The organism is Mycobacterium sp. NPDC003323, assembly GCF_053589535.1.
This window is the reverse complement of the sequence record NZ_JBSFSB010000010.1, coordinates 59,726-77,432: the sequence shown is the minus strand read 5'-3', so window position 1 is coordinate 77,432 and position 17,707 is coordinate 59,726. Positions and strand designations below refer to the sequence as shown.

General features: G+C 68.7%; 18 protein-coding genes. 7 read left to right on the top strand and 11 right to left on the bottom strand.

Going from position 1 to position 17,707, the window contains the following annotated elements; genetic code table 11:
• Positions 1–10: 10 nt before the first annotated feature.
• The 6 genes from ACWDUN_RS20985 to ACWDUN_RS20960 all read right to left on the bottom strand — a co-directional run bounded on the left by ACWDUN_RS20985 (position 11) and on the right by ACWDUN_RS20960 (position 6,158).
• Positions 11–172, bottom strand: coding sequence for a rubredoxin (locus ACWDUN_RS20985; protein ID WP_449931932.1), 162 nt, complete (start codon positions 170–172; stop codon positions 11–13).
• Positions 169–1,404: an alkane 1-monooxygenase gene (locus ACWDUN_RS20980; protein ID WP_449931931.1), complete on the bottom strand. Its 1,236-nt coding sequence runs from the start codon at positions 1,402–1,404 to the stop codon at positions 169–171. Before ACWDUN_RS20980 ends, ACWDUN_RS20985 begins: the two co-directional genes overlap by 4 nt.
• 457 nt (positions 1,405–1,861) lie before the next feature.
• Entirely contained in the window at positions 1,862–3,088 is a 1,227-nt protein-coding gene (manA, locus tag ACWDUN_RS20975; protein WP_449931930.1) for a mannose-6-phosphate isomerase, class I, read from the bottom strand.
• Positions 3,089–3,092: 4 nt separating this feature from the next.
• The gene (locus ACWDUN_RS20970) at positions 3,093–4,163 is read right to left on the bottom strand and encodes a TobH protein (RefSeq protein ID WP_449931929.1); all 1,071 of its coding nucleotides are present in this window, start codon (positions 4,161–4,163) and stop codon (positions 3,093–3,095) included.
• Positions 4,160–5,584: a phosphomannomutase/phosphoglucomutase gene (locus tag ACWDUN_RS20965; RefSeq protein WP_449931928.1), complete on the bottom strand. Its 1,425-nt coding sequence runs from the start codon at positions 5,582–5,584 to the stop codon at positions 4,160–4,162. The genes ACWDUN_RS20970 and ACWDUN_RS20965 overlap by 4 nt, the downstream gene beginning before the upstream one ends.
• 139 nt (positions 5,585–5,723) lie before the next feature.
• Positions 5,724–6,158 carry a DUF3499 domain-containing protein gene (locus ACWDUN_RS20960; protein WP_449931927.1) on the bottom strand — a complete coding sequence of 145 codons (435 nt, stop codon included), beginning with the start codon at positions 6,156–6,158 and terminating at the stop codon, positions 5,724–5,726.
• Between the two features lie 150 nt (positions 6,159–6,308).
• Here ACWDUN_RS20960 and ACWDUN_RS20955 point away from each other — a divergent pair, with 150 nt between their 5' ends.
• Entirely contained in the window at positions 6,309–6,731 is a 423-nt protein-coding gene (locus tag ACWDUN_RS20955) for a metallopeptidase family protein (protein WP_449932045.1), read from the top strand.
• A 12-nt stretch (positions 6,732–6,743) separates the two neighbouring features.
• Here the strand turns inward: ACWDUN_RS20955 and ACWDUN_RS20950 are convergent, their stop codons facing one another.
• Positions 6,744–7,013 carry a WhiB family transcriptional regulator gene (locus ACWDUN_RS20950; protein WP_449932044.1) on the bottom strand — a complete coding sequence of 90 codons (270 nt, stop codon included), beginning with the start codon at positions 7,011–7,013 and terminating at the stop codon, positions 6,744–6,746.
• Between the two features lie 462 nt (positions 7,014–7,475).
• Here ACWDUN_RS20950 and cofD point away from each other — a divergent pair, with 462 nt between their 5' ends.
• From cofD to ACWDUN_RS20935, 3 genes are read left to right on the top strand one after another with little or no spacing between them, the layout of a single operon-like run.
• Positions 7,476–8,474, top strand: a complete 999-nt coding sequence (gene cofD, locus ACWDUN_RS20945; RefSeq protein WP_449931926.1) for a 2-phospho-L-lactate transferase — start codon at positions 7,476–7,478, stop codon at positions 8,472–8,474.
• Positions 8,471–9,817, top strand: a complete 1,347-nt coding sequence (locus ACWDUN_RS20940) for a coenzyme F420-0:L-glutamate ligase (protein ID WP_449931925.1) — start codon at positions 8,471–8,473, stop codon at positions 9,815–9,817. Before cofD ends, ACWDUN_RS20940 begins: the two co-directional genes overlap by 4 nt.
• Complete coding sequence (locus ACWDUN_RS20935; RefSeq protein ID WP_449931924.1) at positions 9,814–10,359, top strand: NUDIX hydrolase; 546 nt, start codon at positions 9,814–9,816, stop codon at positions 10,357–10,359. Before ACWDUN_RS20940 ends, ACWDUN_RS20935 begins: the two co-directional genes overlap by 4 nt.
• On the opposite strand, the gene ACWDUN_RS20930 is transcribed toward ACWDUN_RS20935, so the two are convergent.
• The 4 genes from ACWDUN_RS20930 to ACWDUN_RS20915 are packed head-to-tail and all read right to left on the bottom strand — an operon-like array spanning position 10,356 to position 14,287.
• Entirely contained in the window at positions 10,356–11,435 is a 1,080-nt protein-coding gene (locus ACWDUN_RS20930; RefSeq protein ID WP_449931923.1) for a sugar phosphate nucleotidyltransferase, read from the bottom strand. The genes ACWDUN_RS20935 and ACWDUN_RS20930 overlap by 4 nt on opposite strands.
• Before the next feature lie 3 nt (positions 11,436–11,438).
• Positions 11,439–12,314, bottom strand: a complete 876-nt coding sequence (locus ACWDUN_RS20925) for a glycosyltransferase family 2 protein (protein ID WP_449931922.1) — start codon at positions 12,312–12,314, stop codon at positions 11,439–11,441.
• Positions 12,315–12,374: 60 nt separating this feature from the next.
• A complete protein-coding gene (gene rfbD / locus ACWDUN_RS20920) occupies positions 12,375–13,229 on the bottom strand; it encodes a dTDP-4-dehydrorhamnose reductase (RefSeq protein ID WP_449931921.1) in 855 nt (284 codons plus the stop codon).
• Positions 13,230–13,234: 5 nt separating this feature from the next.
• Entirely contained in the window at positions 13,235–14,287 is a 1,053-nt protein-coding gene (locus tag ACWDUN_RS20915; protein WP_449931920.1) for a hypothetical protein, read from the bottom strand.
• 204 nt (positions 14,288–14,491) lie between these two features.
• On the opposite strand from ACWDUN_RS20915, the gene ACWDUN_RS20910 reads away from it, so the two are divergent.
• From ACWDUN_RS20910 to ACWDUN_RS20900, 3 genes are all read left to right on the top strand, one after another.
• Complete coding sequence (locus ACWDUN_RS20910) at positions 14,492–15,991, top strand: LCP family protein (RefSeq protein ID WP_449931919.1); 1,500 nt, start codon at positions 14,492–14,494, stop codon at positions 15,989–15,991.
• 1 nt (position 15,992) lies between these two features.
• Positions 15,993–16,715, top strand: a complete 723-nt coding sequence (locus tag ACWDUN_RS20905) for a TIGR03089 family protein (RefSeq protein ID WP_449931918.1) — start codon at positions 15,993–15,995, stop codon at positions 16,713–16,715.
• A 92-nt stretch (positions 16,716–16,807) separates the two neighbouring features.
• Positions 16,808–17,608, top strand: a complete 801-nt coding sequence (locus tag ACWDUN_RS20900; protein ID WP_449931917.1) for a class I SAM-dependent methyltransferase — start codon at positions 16,808–16,810, stop codon at positions 17,606–17,608.
• Positions 17,609–17,707: the final 99 nt, after the last annotated feature.

The following is a 17,707-nucleotide window of genomic DNA, read 5'->3' as shown; positions in this document are numbered from 1 at the left end:
TCCCGTCGGGCTAGATGGTTTCGAAATCGACCTTCTCGCGGACCGCGCAGTCCGGGCAGGTCCAGTCGTCGGGTATGTCGGCCCAGCCGGTGCCGGCCGGAAAGCCTTCGCGCGGAGCCCCTTTGGCCTCGTCGTAGACGTAATCGCAGCCCGGGCAGCGGTAGGCGGTCACTGCTCAAGCCCTCCGCGCCCGTACTTGGCGAGCACCCTGTCCTTCATCCTCGGGTGGATGTTGGCCCGGGTGATGTCGCCGTCGTAGTGCGCCAGCACCCGGTGGTCCATCACCTTGCGCCACAGCGGCGGGAAGTAGGTCAGCCCGATCATCGAGGCGTAGCCGCTGGGCAGGTTCGGGGCGCCGTCCATGCTGCGCAGCGTCTGGTAGCGCCGCGTCGGGTTGGCGTGGTGATCGCTGTGCCGCTGCAGGTGGTAGAGGAACAGGTTGGTCACGATGTGATCGGAGTTCCAGCTGTGCACCGGCGCGCACCGCTCGTAGCGGCCGCTGTCGAGTTTCTGCCGCAGCAGGCCGTAGTGCTCCAGGTAGTTCACGGTTTCCAGCAGGGTGAACCCGTAGATCGCCGAGATCAGCATGTACGGCAGCACGCCGAGACCGAAGACGGCGATGAGCGCGCCCCAGAACACCACCGACATCGCCCAGGCGTTGAGCACGTCGTTGGACCAGTGCCACTTCGACTTTCCGGCCCGCTCCAGCCGCTTGGCCTCCAACTCCCAGGAGGATTTCAGGCTGCCCCAGACGCTGCGCGGCAGGAACTCCCAAAAGGTTTCGCCGAAGCGCGCCGACGCGGGATCCTCCGGGGTGGCGACACGCACGTGGTGGCCGCGATTGTGCTCGATGTAGAAGTGCCCGTACCAGGTCTGCGCCAGGGTGACCTTGGACAGCCAGCGCTCCAATGAGTCCTTCTTGTGGCCCATCTCGTGGGCGGTGTTGATGCCGACGCCGCCCAGCACGCCGACCGACAGCGCCAGGCCGATCTTGGCCGGCCAGGCCAGGCCACCGTCGAATCCGAGCCAGCTCAAGTCGGTCGCGGTGAACAGGTAGGCGCCGAAGATGACGCTGGCGTACTGGCATGGGATGTAGGCGTAGGTGCAATAGCGGTAGTACTTGTCGTTTTCCAGCCGCTCCATCACCTCGTCCGGCGGGTTCTGCCCGTCGGGGCCGAAGAAGCGGTCCAGGATCGGCAGCAGCACGTACACCAGCAGCGGGCCGATCCAGAACGGGATCTGCGCGGCGACGTGCCAGCCGGCGTTGTTGAACGCCCAGACCAGCGGCAACATCACGAACAGCGCGGTCGGGGCGATCAGCCCCATCAGCCACAGGTACCGCTTGCGGTCCCGCCATTCGGTCGCCGGTGCATCCGGCATCTGGTGGTCGATCTGCGATGTCATCTGCCGCACCTCCTGTGAGGGTCATCACTACTGGAGTTGACTATAGCCGCTTCTTTGTCGTGTGTCTAGACAAAACAGCGTTGTTTGTAAATTGGATGAAAGTTGGACGGCCTGCCACGGTTCAGCCCAGCTTGCCGACGGTCGACCATGCTGAAGCCACGTAGCCAAAACCGGTCGGACGGCGTACCCCAGTTCAGCCCAGTCCGCTGCCGGTCAACCAGATTGAAGCTACGTAGACCGCGGACTACCAAGCGGCAACCTCAAAGGACCGGGCACACTCACGGCCTTCATGACCACGGCCCGGGCGTACCTGAGTTCAGCCCAGTCCGATGCCGGTCAACCATGCTGAAGCCACGTAGCCGAAACCGGTCGGGCGACCTACCCCAGTTCAGCCCAGTCCGCTGCCGGCCAACCAAACTGAAACCACGTAGACGACTACGTCCAAGCCGAGCAGAGATCAGATCCCGACGGTCACCCGGAACAGTCGCGCGGGCTCCTCGGCCGTCAACCGCACCGGGCCGTCGTCGGCGGCGACCCAGGCCGACCCGCCGCGCTGCAGCGTCACCACATCGGCCTTGGCGTGCACCCGCACGGTGCCCTCGACGGCCAGCAGGATCTGCGGTCCGTCATGCTCGGCCGGCGCATCGATCTCATGGCCCACCTGATCGGCGCTCACCTGTAGCACCGACACCGCGAACTCGGGCGCGGGAGTGTCATAGACGAGTTCGGCACCACCGCGGACGACGCGCGGCAGGATCGGCGCATCATCGGTCGGCGTGAAATCGAGCACTCGCAACAACTCGGGCACGTCGACGTGCTTGGGTGTCAACCCGCCGCGTAACACGTTGTCGGAGTTGGCCATCACCTCGAAACCCACCCCGTGCAGGTAGGCGTGCAGATTTCCGGCAGGCAGGTAGATCGCCTCACCGGGGGCCAGGGTGATCCGGTTCAGCAGCATGGCCGCCAGCACCCCGGCATCACCGGGATAACGTTCGCCCAGTTCCAGGATGGTCTTGGCCTCGGCGTGGAAAGTCGTTTCGCCCGAACGGATATAGCCGATCGCACCGTCGAGCACCGATGGCACCAGCACGTCCAGATCGGGCTGCGGAGCGGTGATCCAGGTGGTGAACAGCGCCCGCAGGCCGTCGGCATCGGACTGATCCGTCAGCAGCGTGATGAACGGATCCAGGTCGGAGACCGCCAACGCTCGCATGAACTCTGCGCTGCGCGCCGCCGGGCGAAAACCCGCCAGCGCCTCGAAGTTTCCGAGCGCGACGATGATCTCGGGCTTGTGGCTGCGGTCGCGATAGTTGCGCGTCGGCGCGTTCAGCGGGATGCCCAGGTGGTTCTCCAACTCGAACCCCTGCACGGCCTGCTGCGCACTGGGATGGGCCTGCAGCGACAGCGGCTCATCGGCGGCCAGCACCTTGGCCAAAAACGGCAGTGCATCGCCGAACCGGTCACGGGTCCCGCGGCCGAGCTGGCCCTCCGGATCGGCGGTGATCATCTCCAGCAGGGAGCGCTCACCGGCGTCGGTATCACAGTGCGCGGGATCACCCGGATGCGCACCCAGCCACAATTCCGCCTCGGGATTCGCTGTGGGACTTGGTCTTCCGGTGAACTCGGCGATCGCGGTCCGCGATCCCCAGGCGTACTTCCGAATTGCTCCTCGCAGCAGGTTCACGCTGTCAACCTCGCACCAGTCGCAGATACACGGCCGTCATCTCCAGGCGGACCGCCACCGTGGCCAGCTGCTGCTCGGGGCGGCTACCGGTAGGCGCAGTCGCGGCATCGGGGACATCATCGGCGCTGACCACATCGAGATCGGCGAATCCCTCGGTGCGCGCCACCACGACCGGCCGCTGCTCATCGGAGGTCAGCACCACGGTGCGCAGCCGCGAGGGCAGCGGACCGTCGAGTTCCTCGTCGTGGAACAGCGCGGTCTCGTAGTCGACGGGCGCGGCGTCGAACTGACCCAGCGCACCCAGCGCGTCGGTCAACCCGACGGCGGCCACCACCTGCCGCGCGGTCCGCAGCAGCACCGCGGCACTGTGCTGGGCCAGCGCCAGCGTCGCCGCGCTGTCACCGGCGAGCACGACCTCGCGCCCGGCCAGCCGTTCGGCGAGCGTCTTGGCCGGATTGGTGAACAATTCCCGGGCGACGCTGTTGCGCAGCACCTCGGCGTCCAAATCGTCGGCCAGCGCCCCGATGTCGACCCGCACCCCGGGATCGAGGACGGAAAGGATGGCCACCCCGGCCGCCAGATAGCGGGTCAGGCCGAACTCGTCGGGCACCGGCAGCCGCGGCGCGAGCACGGCGGCACGTCCGGCGGTCACCTCCCGCAGCGGCCCCTCGTGCGGTGCCACCACCACCACCCGGGCGCCCCGGCGCACGCCGGTGGCCGCGGCCGACACCAGTACCGGGTCCCCCGCATCGGCGCCGGCCACCACCACGACGTCCAGCGCCCCGGTCCACGGCGGCACCTCGGCCGCCACCACGATCGGCACGGCGGTCGCCGCACCCAGCGCCGCGGTCAACAGCTGTCCGGCACAGCGCGCCGGTCCCCCGTCGGCCACCCAGATCAACGTGCGCACCACCCCGCCCGCGCGCACCGTGTCCAGCGCGCCTTCGTCGACGGCGGCCGCGGTCGCGCGCACCTGCGCGCCGGCCATCGCGGCCGCGCGCAACAGCCCGTCCCGGTCGGCAGCCAGCAGACCGTCGACGTCGTCGAGATCGATGGTGGCGGCCCGGGCGGTCATGGTGCCGGCTCGCTGGCCGGCGGCCCGCCGACATCCACTTGAGCGGCAATCACCTTCGCCACCTCATCGACCACCGCGTCGACCTCCTCGGTGGTACGGGCCTCGACGTTGAGCCGCAGCAGGGGCTCGGTGTTGGAGGTGCGCAGGTTGAACCAGCGACCCTCGCCGAGGTCCACGGTCACCCCGTCCAGATGGTCCAGCGACTGGATACGGCCACCGAACGTGGTGAGCACGGCGTCCACTGTCGCAGGTGCGTCGCTGACGGTGAAGTTGATCTCGCCGGAAGATTCATACCGCCGGTAATCGGCCATCAACTCCGAGAGCGGTCGCTCCTGCTCCCCGAGCGCGGCCAGCACGTGCAGCGCGGCCAGCATGCCCGAGTCGGCACCCCAGAAATCCCGGAAGTAGTAGTGCGCGGAGTGCTCACCACCGAAGATCGCGCCGGTGTCGGCCATCAGGGCCTTGATATAGGAGTGCCCGACGCGCGATCGCACGGCGGTGCCGCCGCGCTCGGTGATCAGCTCGGGCACCGCGCGGGAGGTGATCAGGTTGTGGATCACCGTCGCGCCGATCTCGCGGCCAAGCTCCCGACCGGCCACCAGGGCGGTGACCGCCGACGGGGACACCGGCATGCCCTTCTCGTCGACGACGAAGCAGCGGTCGGCATCGCCGTCGAAGGCCAGCCCGATATCGGCACGGGTGTCCAGCACGTGCTTCTGCAGATCGACCAGGTTCGCCGGATCCAGCGGGTTGGCCTCGTGGTTGGGGAAGGTGCCGTCGAGCTCGAAGTACAGCGGCAGGACCGTGATCCCGGGAATGGCCTCCAGCACTGCCGGGGTGGTGTGCCCGCCCATCCCGTTACCGGCGTCGACGGCCACCCGCAGCGGGCGCAGCGCGGCGAGGTCGACCAGCGAGCGCAGGAAATCGCCGTACTCGGCCAGCACGTCGCGGTCGGTGATGGTGCCCGGGCTGCCCTCGAACACCGGGACGCCGTCGATCACCTCCTGGGCCACGATGGCCAGCCCCGTGTCCTTGCCGACGGGCAACGCAGCGGCGCGGCACAGCTTGATGCCGTTGTAGGCGGCCGGGTTGTGGCTGGCGGTGAACATCGCCCCGGGGCAGTTCAGCAGTCCGGACGCGAAGTACAGCTGGTCGGTGGAGGCCAGCCCGATCCGCACCACGTCGAGGCCCTGCGCGGTCACGCCCCGGGCGAACGCGTCGGACAACGCGGGCGAGCTGGCACGCATGTCGTGCCCGATGACGACGGTGTCGACGACGCCACCGGAGGCCTCGTCGCGAACGAGGCGGGCAAACGCGCCGCCGACGTCGGTGACGAATGCCTCGTCGATCTGATCTCCGACCAGTCCGCGCACGTCGTAAGCCTTGATGACAGCGTGGACAGCCTCAGCGGGCCGAGACATGGCTCTCCTCGCTCTCTGTTCGACGGGGATTCTGCGGACTGCTCTTCGAGCCAGCCTAGTGGCTCGCCATCGCAGCCGCCGCAGGTCCCGTGATGAGTTGCGGTGGGAGCCGATCAACGGGTCCCGGAGCGGCGCAGTGCTACTCGGCCGAGGACTCCGGCGGGTCCGGCAGGACCCGCAGGTGGCCGCGCCGGCGACCGTTGGGTTCGGGGCGTCGCACCGGCGGCGCCATCAGTGATCCGCCGGGCATTCCGGTGGTCGGGTCGGAGAAGCCGGTGGTGACACCGTTGACCGTGGAGGGAAGGCCTTCACGGCCCTCGCGGACGGCATCGGCGAGGGCAACCAGATCGTCCTCATCGGGGTGGGCGGGCAACGGTCCGGCATGGCGCACCAGTTCCCACCCGCGCGGGGCGGTGATCCGCCCGGCGTGCACGACGCACAGATCCCAGGAATGCGGCTCGGAGACGGTTGCCAGCGGTCCGACGACCGCTGTCGAGTCCGAGTAGACGAAGGTCAGCGTCGCCACGGCGTAGTGCGGGCACCCGGGCCTGCAGCAGCGACGGGGAACGTTCACGCTCCGAAGATTATCGTGCGGCACCGTCTCGGGGGTCCGGACACGCGCGTGGCGGGCCGCCGATCTCCAACCGTTACCCCACGATTATCAACCGTTACCATCTGTCCCGTGGCGCAGCGCAAGCATCGGGGATCACGGCGCGGCCGCGGAATGCGCGGCCCGCTGCTGCCGCCGACGGTCCCGGGGTGGCGCAGTCGCGGCGAGCGGTTCGACATGGCGGTGCTGGAGGCCTACGAGCCGATCGAGCGCCGGTGGCACAGCCGGGTGTCCACCTTGGACGTGGCGGTCGACGAGATCCCGCGCATCGCGCCCAAGGATCCCGACAGCGTGCAGTGGCCACCGGAGGTGGTCGCGGACGGCCCGGTGGCCCTGGCCCGGTTGATACCGGCCGGTGTCGACGTCCGCGGTAATGCCACGCGGGCGCGAATCGTGTTGTTCCGCAAACCGATCGAGCGTCGGGCCAAGGACACCGACGAACTCGCCGACCTGCTGCATGAGGTGCTGGTGGCGCAGGTGGCCACCTACCTGGGGGTGGACCCCGACGTCATCGACTCACCCGCCGACGACGCCTGACGCGTCCGGACTTCAGATGATGCCGCGCTTGAGGCGCCGGCGCTCACGCTCGGACAGACCGCCCCAGATGCCGAATCGTTCGTCGTTGGCCAGGGCGTACTCCAGGCAGCGGTCGCGAACCTCGCACCCCTGGCAGATGCGCTTGGCCTCGCGGGTCGAGCCGCCCTTCTCGGGGAAGAACGCCTCGGGGTCGGTCTGCGCACACAGACCGCGCTCCTGCCACTGATCATCGTCATCATCGGCCGGCACGCCGTTGTCGGCGCGGTCAGGCACCAGACTCAGCTGCGGGCGTGCGATCACTTCGTTCGAATCCGGACCGGTAGTGGTGTGCGGTGCACTGCCCACTGAACCGAGCATCCGGTTGTCGAACCGGAGCACGCGGTCGAGATCGACCTGCTCAAAAGACATGTTCCGCCTCCTCACCTAATGGTTGTTCCCTCGGTGGAGCCCCTGCTGGCACGAAAACTCAACCCCTCCAGCACTACCCCTGCTATCACTATTGTGATGTCCGGCCATCCCCTGTTCGAACAACTGATCGAATCTCGGTCTGCGCCACCAAATCCGGTGGGCGAACCCTGAAATGACACTGATGTGATTAGACACTTGTTAGCTGCCTCGGTCAAGCGGAACGGCCGGATTTCATACCATCCCGTGACATAGATCCGGCGTGTCCGTGCTCCGGCGTGTTCGCCACACCCCGGGCGGCGACGACGAAGAAAGCCGGCTGGCCTAGGGTCTGAGGGCGTGAAGGTCACCGTTCTGGTCGGCGGCGTGGGCGGCGCCCGGTTCCTGCTCGGGGTCCAGCATCTGTTGCGGCTGGGCCAGTTTGCCGATCCCGCCATCCAACCCGATGACGCGGCAGAACACGAATTGACGGCTGTCGTCAACGTCGGCGACGACGCCTGGATGTTCGGTGTGCGCATCTGCCCGGACCTCGACACCTGCATGTACACCCTGGGCGGCGGTATCGATCCGGAGCGTGGCTGGGGGCACCGCGACGAAACCTGGCATGCCAAGTCCGAACTCGCGGCCTATGGCGTGCAGCCCGACTGGTTCGGCCTGGGCGACCGCGACCTGGCCACCCACCTGGTCCGCACACAGATGCTGCGCGCGGGCTATGCACTGTCTGCGGTGACCGAGGCGCTGTGCACCCGCTGGGCGCCCGGGGCCCGGCTGCTGCCGGCCAGTGACGACCGCAGCGAGACCCACGTCGTGGTCACCGATCCCGACGGCGAGCGCAAGGCCATCCACTTCCAGGAGTGGTGGGTGCGCTACCGGGCCAAGATCGAGACACACAGCTTCGCGTTCATCGGCTCCGACAAGGCCACTGCCGCACCGGGTGTGACGGAAGCGATCAATGGTGCCGATGTGGTTTTGATCGCACCGTCCAATCCGGTGGTCAGCATCGGCTCCATCCTCACCGTCGGCGGTATCCGCGCCGCGTTACGGGCCACGCCGGCACCCGTCATCGGCTACTCCCCGATCATCGCCGGAAAGCCGTTGCGCGGCATGGCCGACGAATGCCTGTCCGTCATCGGGGTCGAGTCGTCCTCGGAGGGTGTGGGCAAGCACTACGGTGCCCGCAGCGGTGTGGGCATCCTCGACGGCTGGCTGATCGACGAGGGCGACAGCGCCCAGATCGACGGTGTCACCGTGGCGCAGGCGCCGCTGCTGATGTCCGATCCCGCCGCCACGGCACAGATGGTGCGCGCCGGGCTGAGTCTGGCGGGACTGCAACTGTGAGCGCCGCAGAACACGGCAGTGCGGCCGTGTGCGAGATCATCCCGGTCACCGGCCTGCCCGAGTTCCGGCCCGGTGACGATGTCGCCGCCGCGATCGCCGCGGCCGCCGGCTGGCTGCGCGACGACGACGTGGTCGTCATCACCAGCAAGGTGCTGTCCAAGGCCGAGGGCCGCATCGTCACCGCACCCACCGACCCGGAGCAGCGAGACGCGCTGCGCCGCAGACTCATCGACGACGAAGCCGTGCGCGTGCTGGCCCGCAAGGGCAAGACGCTGATCACCGAGAACGCCATCGGACTGATCCAGGCCGCGGCCGGCGTGGACGGATCCAATGTCGACGGCGCCGAATTGGCGCTGCTGCCGGTCGATCCGGACGGCAGCGCCGCCGCCCTGCGCGCCGCGCTGGCCGAACGACTCGGCGTGCGGGTCGGTGTCGTGGTGACCGACACGATGGGCCGCGCGTGGCGCACCGGCCAGACCGATGTCGCCATCGGCGCCGCCGGGCTGACCGTGCTGCACGGCTACGCCGGCGCCCACGACGGGCACGGCAACGAACTCGTGGTGACCGAGATCGCCGTCGCCGACGAACTCGCCGCGGCAGCCGATCTGGTGAAGGGCAAGCTCACCGGCATCCCGGTGGCGGTGGTGCGCGGACTGACCCTGCACGATGACGGGTCGAGCGGACGCACCCTGGTCCGCAGCGGTGAGGAGGACCTGTTCTGGCTCGGCACCGCCGAGGCCATCGACCTCGGCCGCCGGCAGGCTCAGCTGCTGCGCCGGTCGGTGCGCCGCTTTGCCACCGATCCCGTGCCCGCGGAACTGATCAGCGAGGCCGTCGCCGAGGCGTTGACCGCACCGGCCCCGCACCACACCCGCCCGGTGCGCTTCGTCTGGGTGCGCGACGCGACGACCCGCGTGCGGCTGCTCGATGCGATGCGCGAACGCTGGCAACAGGATCTGGTGGGCGACGGCCGCTCGGCCGAGGATGCGGCGCGGCGCACCGAACGCGGCCGACTGCTCTATGACGCACCCGAGCTCGTCATCCCGTTCATGGTGCCCGACGGTGCGCACAGCTATCCGGACCCGGCCCGCACCGCCGCCGAGCACACCATGTTCACCGTGGCCGCGGGCGCGGCGGTACAGGCACTGCTGGTGGCGCTGGCCGTGCGTGAGGTCGGCAGCTGCTGGGTCGGCTCCACCATCTTCGCCGCCGATATCGTGCGCGCCGAACTCGATATCGCGGCGGACTGGGAACCGTTGGGCGCCATCGCCATCGGTTATCCCGCCGAACCGCACGGTGTTCGCGAGCCGGTCGGAACCGACGGTCTGCTCGAGTACCGGTGAGCCTGCACTCCTCGGTCATCGAGGCGTTGTCGCGTTGGCAGACAACCGATCCGGGTCAGGATGCACTGCGCCACGCGGTGCTGGCGTTCGTGCTGGCCCGCCCGGACGCCTGCCTGCGCGCGTGCGAACCGGGCCACATCACCGCCTCGGCACTCGTGCTCGACGACACCGGCACCCGGGCGCTGCTGACCCTGCACCCCCGCGTCGGGCGCTGGCTGCAACTCGGCGGGCACTGTGAGGACACCGATCCCGATGTCACGGCCGCCGCGTTGCGCGAGGCCGACGAGGAATCCGGGATCAGTGGTCTGCGCATCGACCCGGAACTGGTTGCGATCCACGTCCATCCGCTGACCTGCTCGCTCGGCAAGCCGACCCGGCACCTGGATCTGCAGTTCCTGGTGCACGCGCCGGCCGGAGCCGAGATCACCCGCAGTGACGAGTCGTTGGATCTGCGGTGGTGGGCGCTGGACGCCATGCCGCCGGGCGATCCGTCGCTGGACGCGCTCGCCGCGGCCGCCCGCGCCCGGGTCGCCGAAGGCTAGACGTCGGTCGAGTACCGGATACCGCCGTCGGGAATCGTCACCCCGGGCCATACCCGCGCACCGCGCAGCAGCTCGCAGCGTGCCCCGATATCGGCACCGTCGCCGATGACCCCGTCGCGGATCAACGCCCGCGGGCCGATGCGGGCCCCGAAGCCGATGATGGAGCGTTCGATCACCGCCCCGGCCTCCACCCGCACCCCGTCGAAGATGACCGCGCCGTCCAACCGTGCCCCGGCACCGATCTCGGCGCCGCGCCCGACCACCGTGCCACCGAGCAGCAGCGCCCCCGGTGAGACGGCCGCACCGTCGTGCACCAGGAACTCGCCGCGCTGATGGTTCAGCGCCGGTGACGGCGCGATACCGCGCACCAGATCCGCCGAACCGCGCACGAAATCGTCGGGCGTGCCCATATCGCGCCAGTAGCTGGAGTCGACATAACCGCAGACGTGGCGGTCCTCGGCCAGCAGCGTCGGGAACACCTCGCGCTCGACCGAGAGCGCCCGGCCCTTGGGGATCTCGTCGATGACCGCGCGCTTGAAGACATAGCAGCCGGCGTTGATCTGGTCGGTCGGCGGATCCTGGGTCTTCTCCAGGAAGGCCGTCACCCGCTGGTTCTCGTCGGTGGGCACGCAGCCGAACGCACGCGGATCGCTGACCCGGACCAGGTGCAGCGTCACATCGGCCTGATGCTCGGAATGGCAGCTCAGCAGCGCACCCAGATCGGCCCCGGACAGCACGTCACCGTTGAACACCAGCGCGGTGTCGTGGTGCAGCTTGTCGGCCACATTGGCGATACCGCCACCGGTGCCCAGCGCCTCTTCCTCGACGACGTAGTCGATCTCCAGACCGAGCTTGGACCCGTCCCCGAAGGCGGCCTCGAACACCTCGGCCTTGTACGACGTCCCCAGCACCACATGCCGGATGCCCGACGCCTCGATGCGCGAGAGCAGATGCGTCAGGAACGGCAGACCGGCCGTGGGCAGCATCGGTTTGGGCGCCGACAGCGTCAGCGGTCGCAGCCTGGTGCCCTGACCGCCGACCAGGATGACGGCGTCGACCTCTGCGGGATTGACCATTGCTCAGTGCCGTCCTTTCGCCTGTTTGCGTGCAGAGTTCCGGACCACCAGCCCGGCTCGGGTGGCCAGCGCACCCTTGATCGTCCAGCGCAGCGGTGCCTGCCACCAGCGCGGATGCCGGTCAGCCAGGAAAGTGTAGGTGCTGGCGTGATGGGCCGCCAGGTTGCGCGCCGGATCGCGACTGGTCGAATGTCCCTTGTCGTGCAGGATTTCCGCGCTCGGCACATAGACGTTGCGCCAGCCGTCGCGGGCCAGCCGGTCGCCCAGGTCGACGTCCTCCATGTACATGAAGTAGCGCTCGTCGAACCCGGCGATCCGGGTGAAGGCCTCGCGGCGCACCAGCAGGCAGGCACCCGAGAGCCATCCGACCGGACGTTCGCTGGGTTCCAGACGCTCCTGCCGGTAGGCCGCCGTCCACGGGTTGGACTTCCACACCGGGCCGACGACGGCGTGCATACCGCCGCGGATCAGGCTGGGCTGATGGCGTGCCGACGGGTACACAGTGCCGTCGGGATCGCGGATCAGCGGGCCCAGCGCGCCGGCGGTCGGCCAGCGCTGCGCGGCGGCGAGCAGTTCGTCGATGCTGCCCGGGCCCCACTGCACATCGGGGTTGGCGACGATGAACCACTCACCGTCGTGGACGTACTTCTGCACGGCGCGGTTGACGGCGGTGCCGTACCCGAGGTTGCCGCCGGTGCGCAGCAGGATGACATTGGGATAGCGCCGCTGCGCTTCCTCGGGAGCCCCGTCGGTGGAACCGTTGTCAGCCATGATCACGGTGACCGGCCGGTCGGTGGCGTGCGCCAGTGAGGCGAGGAATCGGTCCAGGTGTCCACCGGGGGAATAGGTGACCGTCACGACCTTGAGTTCGTCAGTCACCACGGGAAACCAGTTCGTCGCTCACGCTGGTAGAGGTTAACCGGCGAGCCGAACGCGCCGTCAATTCAGCTCCGCCAGCGCCGCGGCCAGCCCGTCCTGCCAGGACCGCAGCGGCCGGTACCGGGCGTCGAAATGCGCCGTCGACAACGCCGAGTAGACCGGGCGCGGGGCCGGGCGGGGATGTCGGTCGGTGGTCACCGGCCGGACCCGTTGCGGGTCGGCGCCGATCCCGGCGAATACCGCCCGGGCCAGTTCCCAGCGGCTGGCCGGGCCGGTGTTGACCACGTGCAGCAGCGGTTGGGCGGCGGGGTCGTCGGCGATTTGCAGCACGGCGTCCACCAGGTCGCCGACATAGGTGGGCGATCCGGTCTGATCGGCCACGACGTCGACGGTGTCGCGTTCGGATTCCAGTCTGCGCATGGTGGCGACGAAGTCAGCGCCGGTCCCGGTGTACACCCACGCCGTGCGGACCACGGTCGCGTCCGGCAGCGCGGCGCGTACCTCGCGCTCGCCGGCCAGCTTGCTGCGGCCGTAGACACTGAGCGGGCCGACCTCGGCGTCGACCTCGTACGGGCTCGGGGTGCCGGCGAACACACCGCTGAACACATAGTCGGTGGAGATGTGGATCAGCCGGGCCCCGGCGGCCGCGCAGGCCCGCGCGACGTGTCCGGCACCGGCGGCGTTGACGGCCAGGGCCCGGGCCTCGTCGGCCTCGGCCACGTCCACGGCCGTCAGCGCCGCGCAGTTGACCACCACGTCACCGGCGGCGACGATGGCGCGGCCGGCATCGGCGTCGGTGATATCCCACTGGGCCGAGGTGCGGGCGAGCAGTTCGCGTCCCCGGGCGGCCGCGGTGGCCGCCAGGAAACGTCCGACCTGTCCGCCCGCCCCGGTGATGACGATTCGGGCAGGCACGACCGCTATCCGGCGAGCACTCCGGCGGCGACCTTCGGCTTCCAATCGGAGGTGAGCAGGGCGCCGTAGTTGGCCTCGCGGTCATTGCGGTTGGCGGTGTCGAGATCACGCACGGCGTGGATGAAGGCCGGACCGGCCCATCCGACCGCGGCGGCGGCGCCGAGCACGTCCACGATCTGCTTGGCCTGCTCCTCCTGGCTCACGCCGTCACCCGGGATGTCACTGGTGGACGCGCCCATCTCGGTCAGCCAGATCTTCTTGCCGCCATCACCGTTGGCCACCATGACATCGTGCATGCGCAGCACATCGGACCAGCCGTTGTTGCTGTCGGCGGCCAGGCCGCCGGGGAAGACGTACGGGTGCGCCGCGGCGGCGTCGAACGACCCCTTGGCACCGGCGTCGTACATCTGCTGCAGGAATCCCGGGGGCGAGTCCGGGCCGGCCAGCGGGCTGAGCCCGGCGGCGACGACGGTCGCGCCCGAGTTGGCACCCTTGATGGCCGGGTAGGCGGCCTTGAGCATGTTGGTGTAGCGGACGGCCTTGTTGTCGGCGAAGCCCATGAACAGCGGCAGATTCGGTTCGTTCCAGACCTCCCAGGCGTTGATGCGCCCGGCGTAACGCGATGCGGCGGCGGCCGCGAACGACCCGAAGTCGGCGTTGTCCTTGGGCGGCGACGACGGGAACAGCAGCTGCGCGCCCTCGGTCCTGGCCCAGAACGGGGTGTTGGAGATCAGTCCGAGGATGCGCAGACCGTTGGAGCTCGCGGCGTTGACAAGACTGTCGAAATAGCCCCAGTTGTATTGGTCGGGGCCGGTTTCGACCAGCGCCCAGTCCAGCGGCAGCCGCACCCAGGAGCCGCTGGTCTTGGCGACCGCCGCGATCTCGCGGGCCGAATCCGCCGGGTTACCGGTGGCCCAGGTGTATCCCTGGGCGAACCCGTAACCGTCGGCCGGGGCGGTCACCGCGTAGGCGGGCGCGGGCGCCACCGTCGCCATGGACGTGACCAACGCAACCAGCACCGCGGCGCGGCCCAGCTTCCTGCCCAGAGTTTTCCACATGCTCGACAATTTACCGGACCTCTCATCCACGTATCGGTCGAACTCCCTGCGCAGGCCGGGGTTCGCGACCGAACGTCGGGCACGTCCGGTGCCTGTTGTGTCGTTCGCTGAGCCGTTGTCGTTACCGGCGGACCGCACATCGGTGCGGTTGGCACGCCGACGCGCTTGGGCGGACATCGCAGCCCCGGACAGTAGCCTGGGCTGATGCAGAATCGGCTGACCAGGACGGTCGGCGTCATCGCCGCTGTCGCGGTGGTGGTGTCCACCGGCGTGGCCTGGAGCACGGTCCGCTCGTTCGAGGACGGTATCCACCACGTCAACTCGGCCGCCCTGGGCGGCGGCGGTGAGGACGGCGCCATCGACGTCCTGCTGGTGGGCGTGGACAGCCGCACCGATGCGCACGGAAATCCGCTGTCGCCCGAGGAATTGGCCGCCCTGCGGGTCGGTGACGACGTGGCCACCAACACCGACACCATCATCTTGATCCGCATCCCGAACAACGGGAAGTCGGCCACCGCGATCTCCATCCCTCGCGACACCTACGTCGAACTGCCGAACGACCAGGGCAAGATGAAGATCAACGGGGTATACGGCGACGCCAAGCTGACCACCATGAAACAGCTCATCGAGGTCGATGGCATGGACCCGGTCGAAGGTGAGAAACAAGGTACCGAGGCCGGCCGCGAGGCTCTCATCGAGACCGTCGCGCATCTGACCGGTGTCACCGTCGACCATTACGCCGAGATCGGGCTACTGGGCTTCAGTTTGATCACCGATGCACTCGGCGGTGTCGATGTCTGCCTGAAAAACCCGGTGTATGAACCACTTTCCGGCGCCGATTTCCCGGCCGGCTGGCAGAAGCTGGACGGCCCACGGGCTTTGAGCTTCGTGCGGCAACGCCACGACCTGCCGCGCGGGGACCTGGACCGGGTGACCCGTCAGCAGGCGGTGATGGCCTCGCTGGCCCACCAGGTGATCTCGGGCAAGACCTTGTCCAGTCCGGCGACGCTGAACCGGCTGCAGACGGCGGTGCAACGCTCGGTGGTGCTCTCCGATGGTTGGGACATCATGGATTTCATCACCCAACTGCAGGAGGTCGCGGCCGGCTCCGTCGCGTTCGCCACCATTCCCATTCTGCGCGAGGACGGTTGGAGCGATGACGGGATGCAATCCGTCGTGCGCATCGATGCCGACCAGGTCAAGGAATGGGTCGAGAGCCTGCTCAACGAGCAGGCCGAGGGCAACACCGAGAAGGTCGCCTACTCGCCGGACAAGACCACCGTCGACGTCGTCAACGACACCGATGTCAACGGCCTGGCCGCGGCGGTGTCGGACGTGCTGACCGCCGGCGGGTTCACCGCGGGCGCGGTCGGCAACCACGAGGGTGAGCGGGTGGCCAACAGCATGGTCCGGGCGCCCAGCGTCGACGACCTCGGCGCGCAGGCGGTGTCCGAACAACTGGGCAACCTGACCGTCGTCGAGGACCCGTCGATGGCGCCGGGCACCGTGCAGGTGGTGCTGTCCGACGACTACACCGGCCCGGGCTCGGGCCTGGAGGGCACCGCCCCGTCGGCCGATCCGGCGTCCACCGATTGGTATCAGGGCTATGAGGGTGAGGATCTGGTCGCCGCCGGCGAGACCGCCGTCCCGCCGCCGTCACCGATCATCACCGCCGGTTCCGATGACCCGCAGTGCGTGAACTGAGATGGCCGCGCCCGTGACGGTCAGCGCCGCACTGCTGGATCCGCTGATGCAGCGTGACCCCGTCGGACCGCGGATCACCTATTACGACGACGCCACCGGAGAGCGCATCGAACTGTCCACGGTGACGCTGGCCAACTGGGCGGCCAAGACCGCCAACCTGCTGCGCGACGAACTCGGTGCCGGATCGGGCACCCGGGTGGCGGTGCTGCTGCCCGCGCACTGGCAGACGGCCGCGGTGCTGCTGGGCATCTGGTGGATCGGCGCCGAGGTGGTGCTCGGCGGCGACGCCGACGGCGCCGATATCGCGCTGTGCACCGCCGAGCGCATCGGCGAGGCCGACGCGGCCGTCGGCACCGGTGAGGTGGTCGCGCTGTCGTTGGACCCCTTCGGCAAGCCGGTGCCCGATCTGCCGATCGGGGTGACCGACTATGCGACCTCGGTGCGGGTGCACGGTGACCAGATCATCGCCGAACGGGTTCCGGGACCGGCGCTGGTCGGCCGCAGCGTCGCCGAGGTGTTGGCGGCCGCCGCGGCGGCGGCCGAGGCGCAGGGGCTGACCGGTCAGGACCGGGTGATGTCGTCGGCCGGCTGGGACACCGAGGCCGAGCTGCAGGAGCACCTGTTGGCCGTGCTGTCGGCGGGCGCGTCACTGGTGTTGCTGGCGCACCCGGACGCCGGCCGGCTGGACCGTCGCCGCGAGATGGAGAAGGTGACCCGCGGCTGATTGTTCCGGTTAAGGCCGCAATCAAATACCCTGAGCGTCAATATGACGCTCACAGTAGGTCTTTTGCGCCTCGGGTGAGTACCCTGTGACAGGTGGAAAGCATCGCCATGAAGTTCGCTGCATATCGGCATATCGGCCATCGACGTGTGCAGGGCTATACGGAGTCCTCCGCGATCGGGTTGCTGCATGCCGTCGACGAATATCAGCGTTCGGTCGGTATCGGCGGACCGATCGCCGAAATCGGTGTGCACCACGGGCAATTGTTCATTGCCATGAAGCTGCTCCAGCAACCTGGTGAGCCGTCCATCGCGATCGACCTCTTCGAGGATCAGGAAGCCAATATCGACAAGTCCGGTCAGGGCGACCGGGACCGTTTCCTGAGCCATCTCGACGCCTGGACGAACCGCGACGGCCTGATCATCCACCAGGGCGATTCCACCCAGATCATGCCCGGCGACATCCCGGAGATGTCCGGGGTGCGGCTGTTCTCGGTCGACGGCGGGCACACCCAGGAGATCGTGCTCAGCGATATGCGGCTGGCCGAGAAGAGTCTGATCGACGGCGGCGTGGTGATCGCCGACGACGTGTTCAACCAGCAGTGGCCGGGCGTCTGCGTCGGCACCGTGCACTATCTGGAGCAGGGCGGCGCGCTCGTGCCGTTCTACATCGGCTACAACAAGGTGCTGTTCAGCCAGCCCGAACACGCCGAGCGCTACCGTCGCCGACTGGACGCGGCCTACGCCGGCAAGACCATGACGGCCATCTTCGAGTCGAGTTTCGTCGGGCACCCGGTCAGCGTGCTGGTCCCGGTGCCCAAGCATCCTGCGCACATCGCCCGTCGCAGCGAGGCGCTGCGTTCGGCGTACCGCAAGGTGACCGGGCTCATCAAATAGTCCGGCGAGCAGTCCCCCCGCAAGCGGGAGGTGCCCCCAACAAAACTGCCCACTTTCAACGGAAAGTGGGCAGTTTTGTGTCTGCTCGCCGGAAAGACG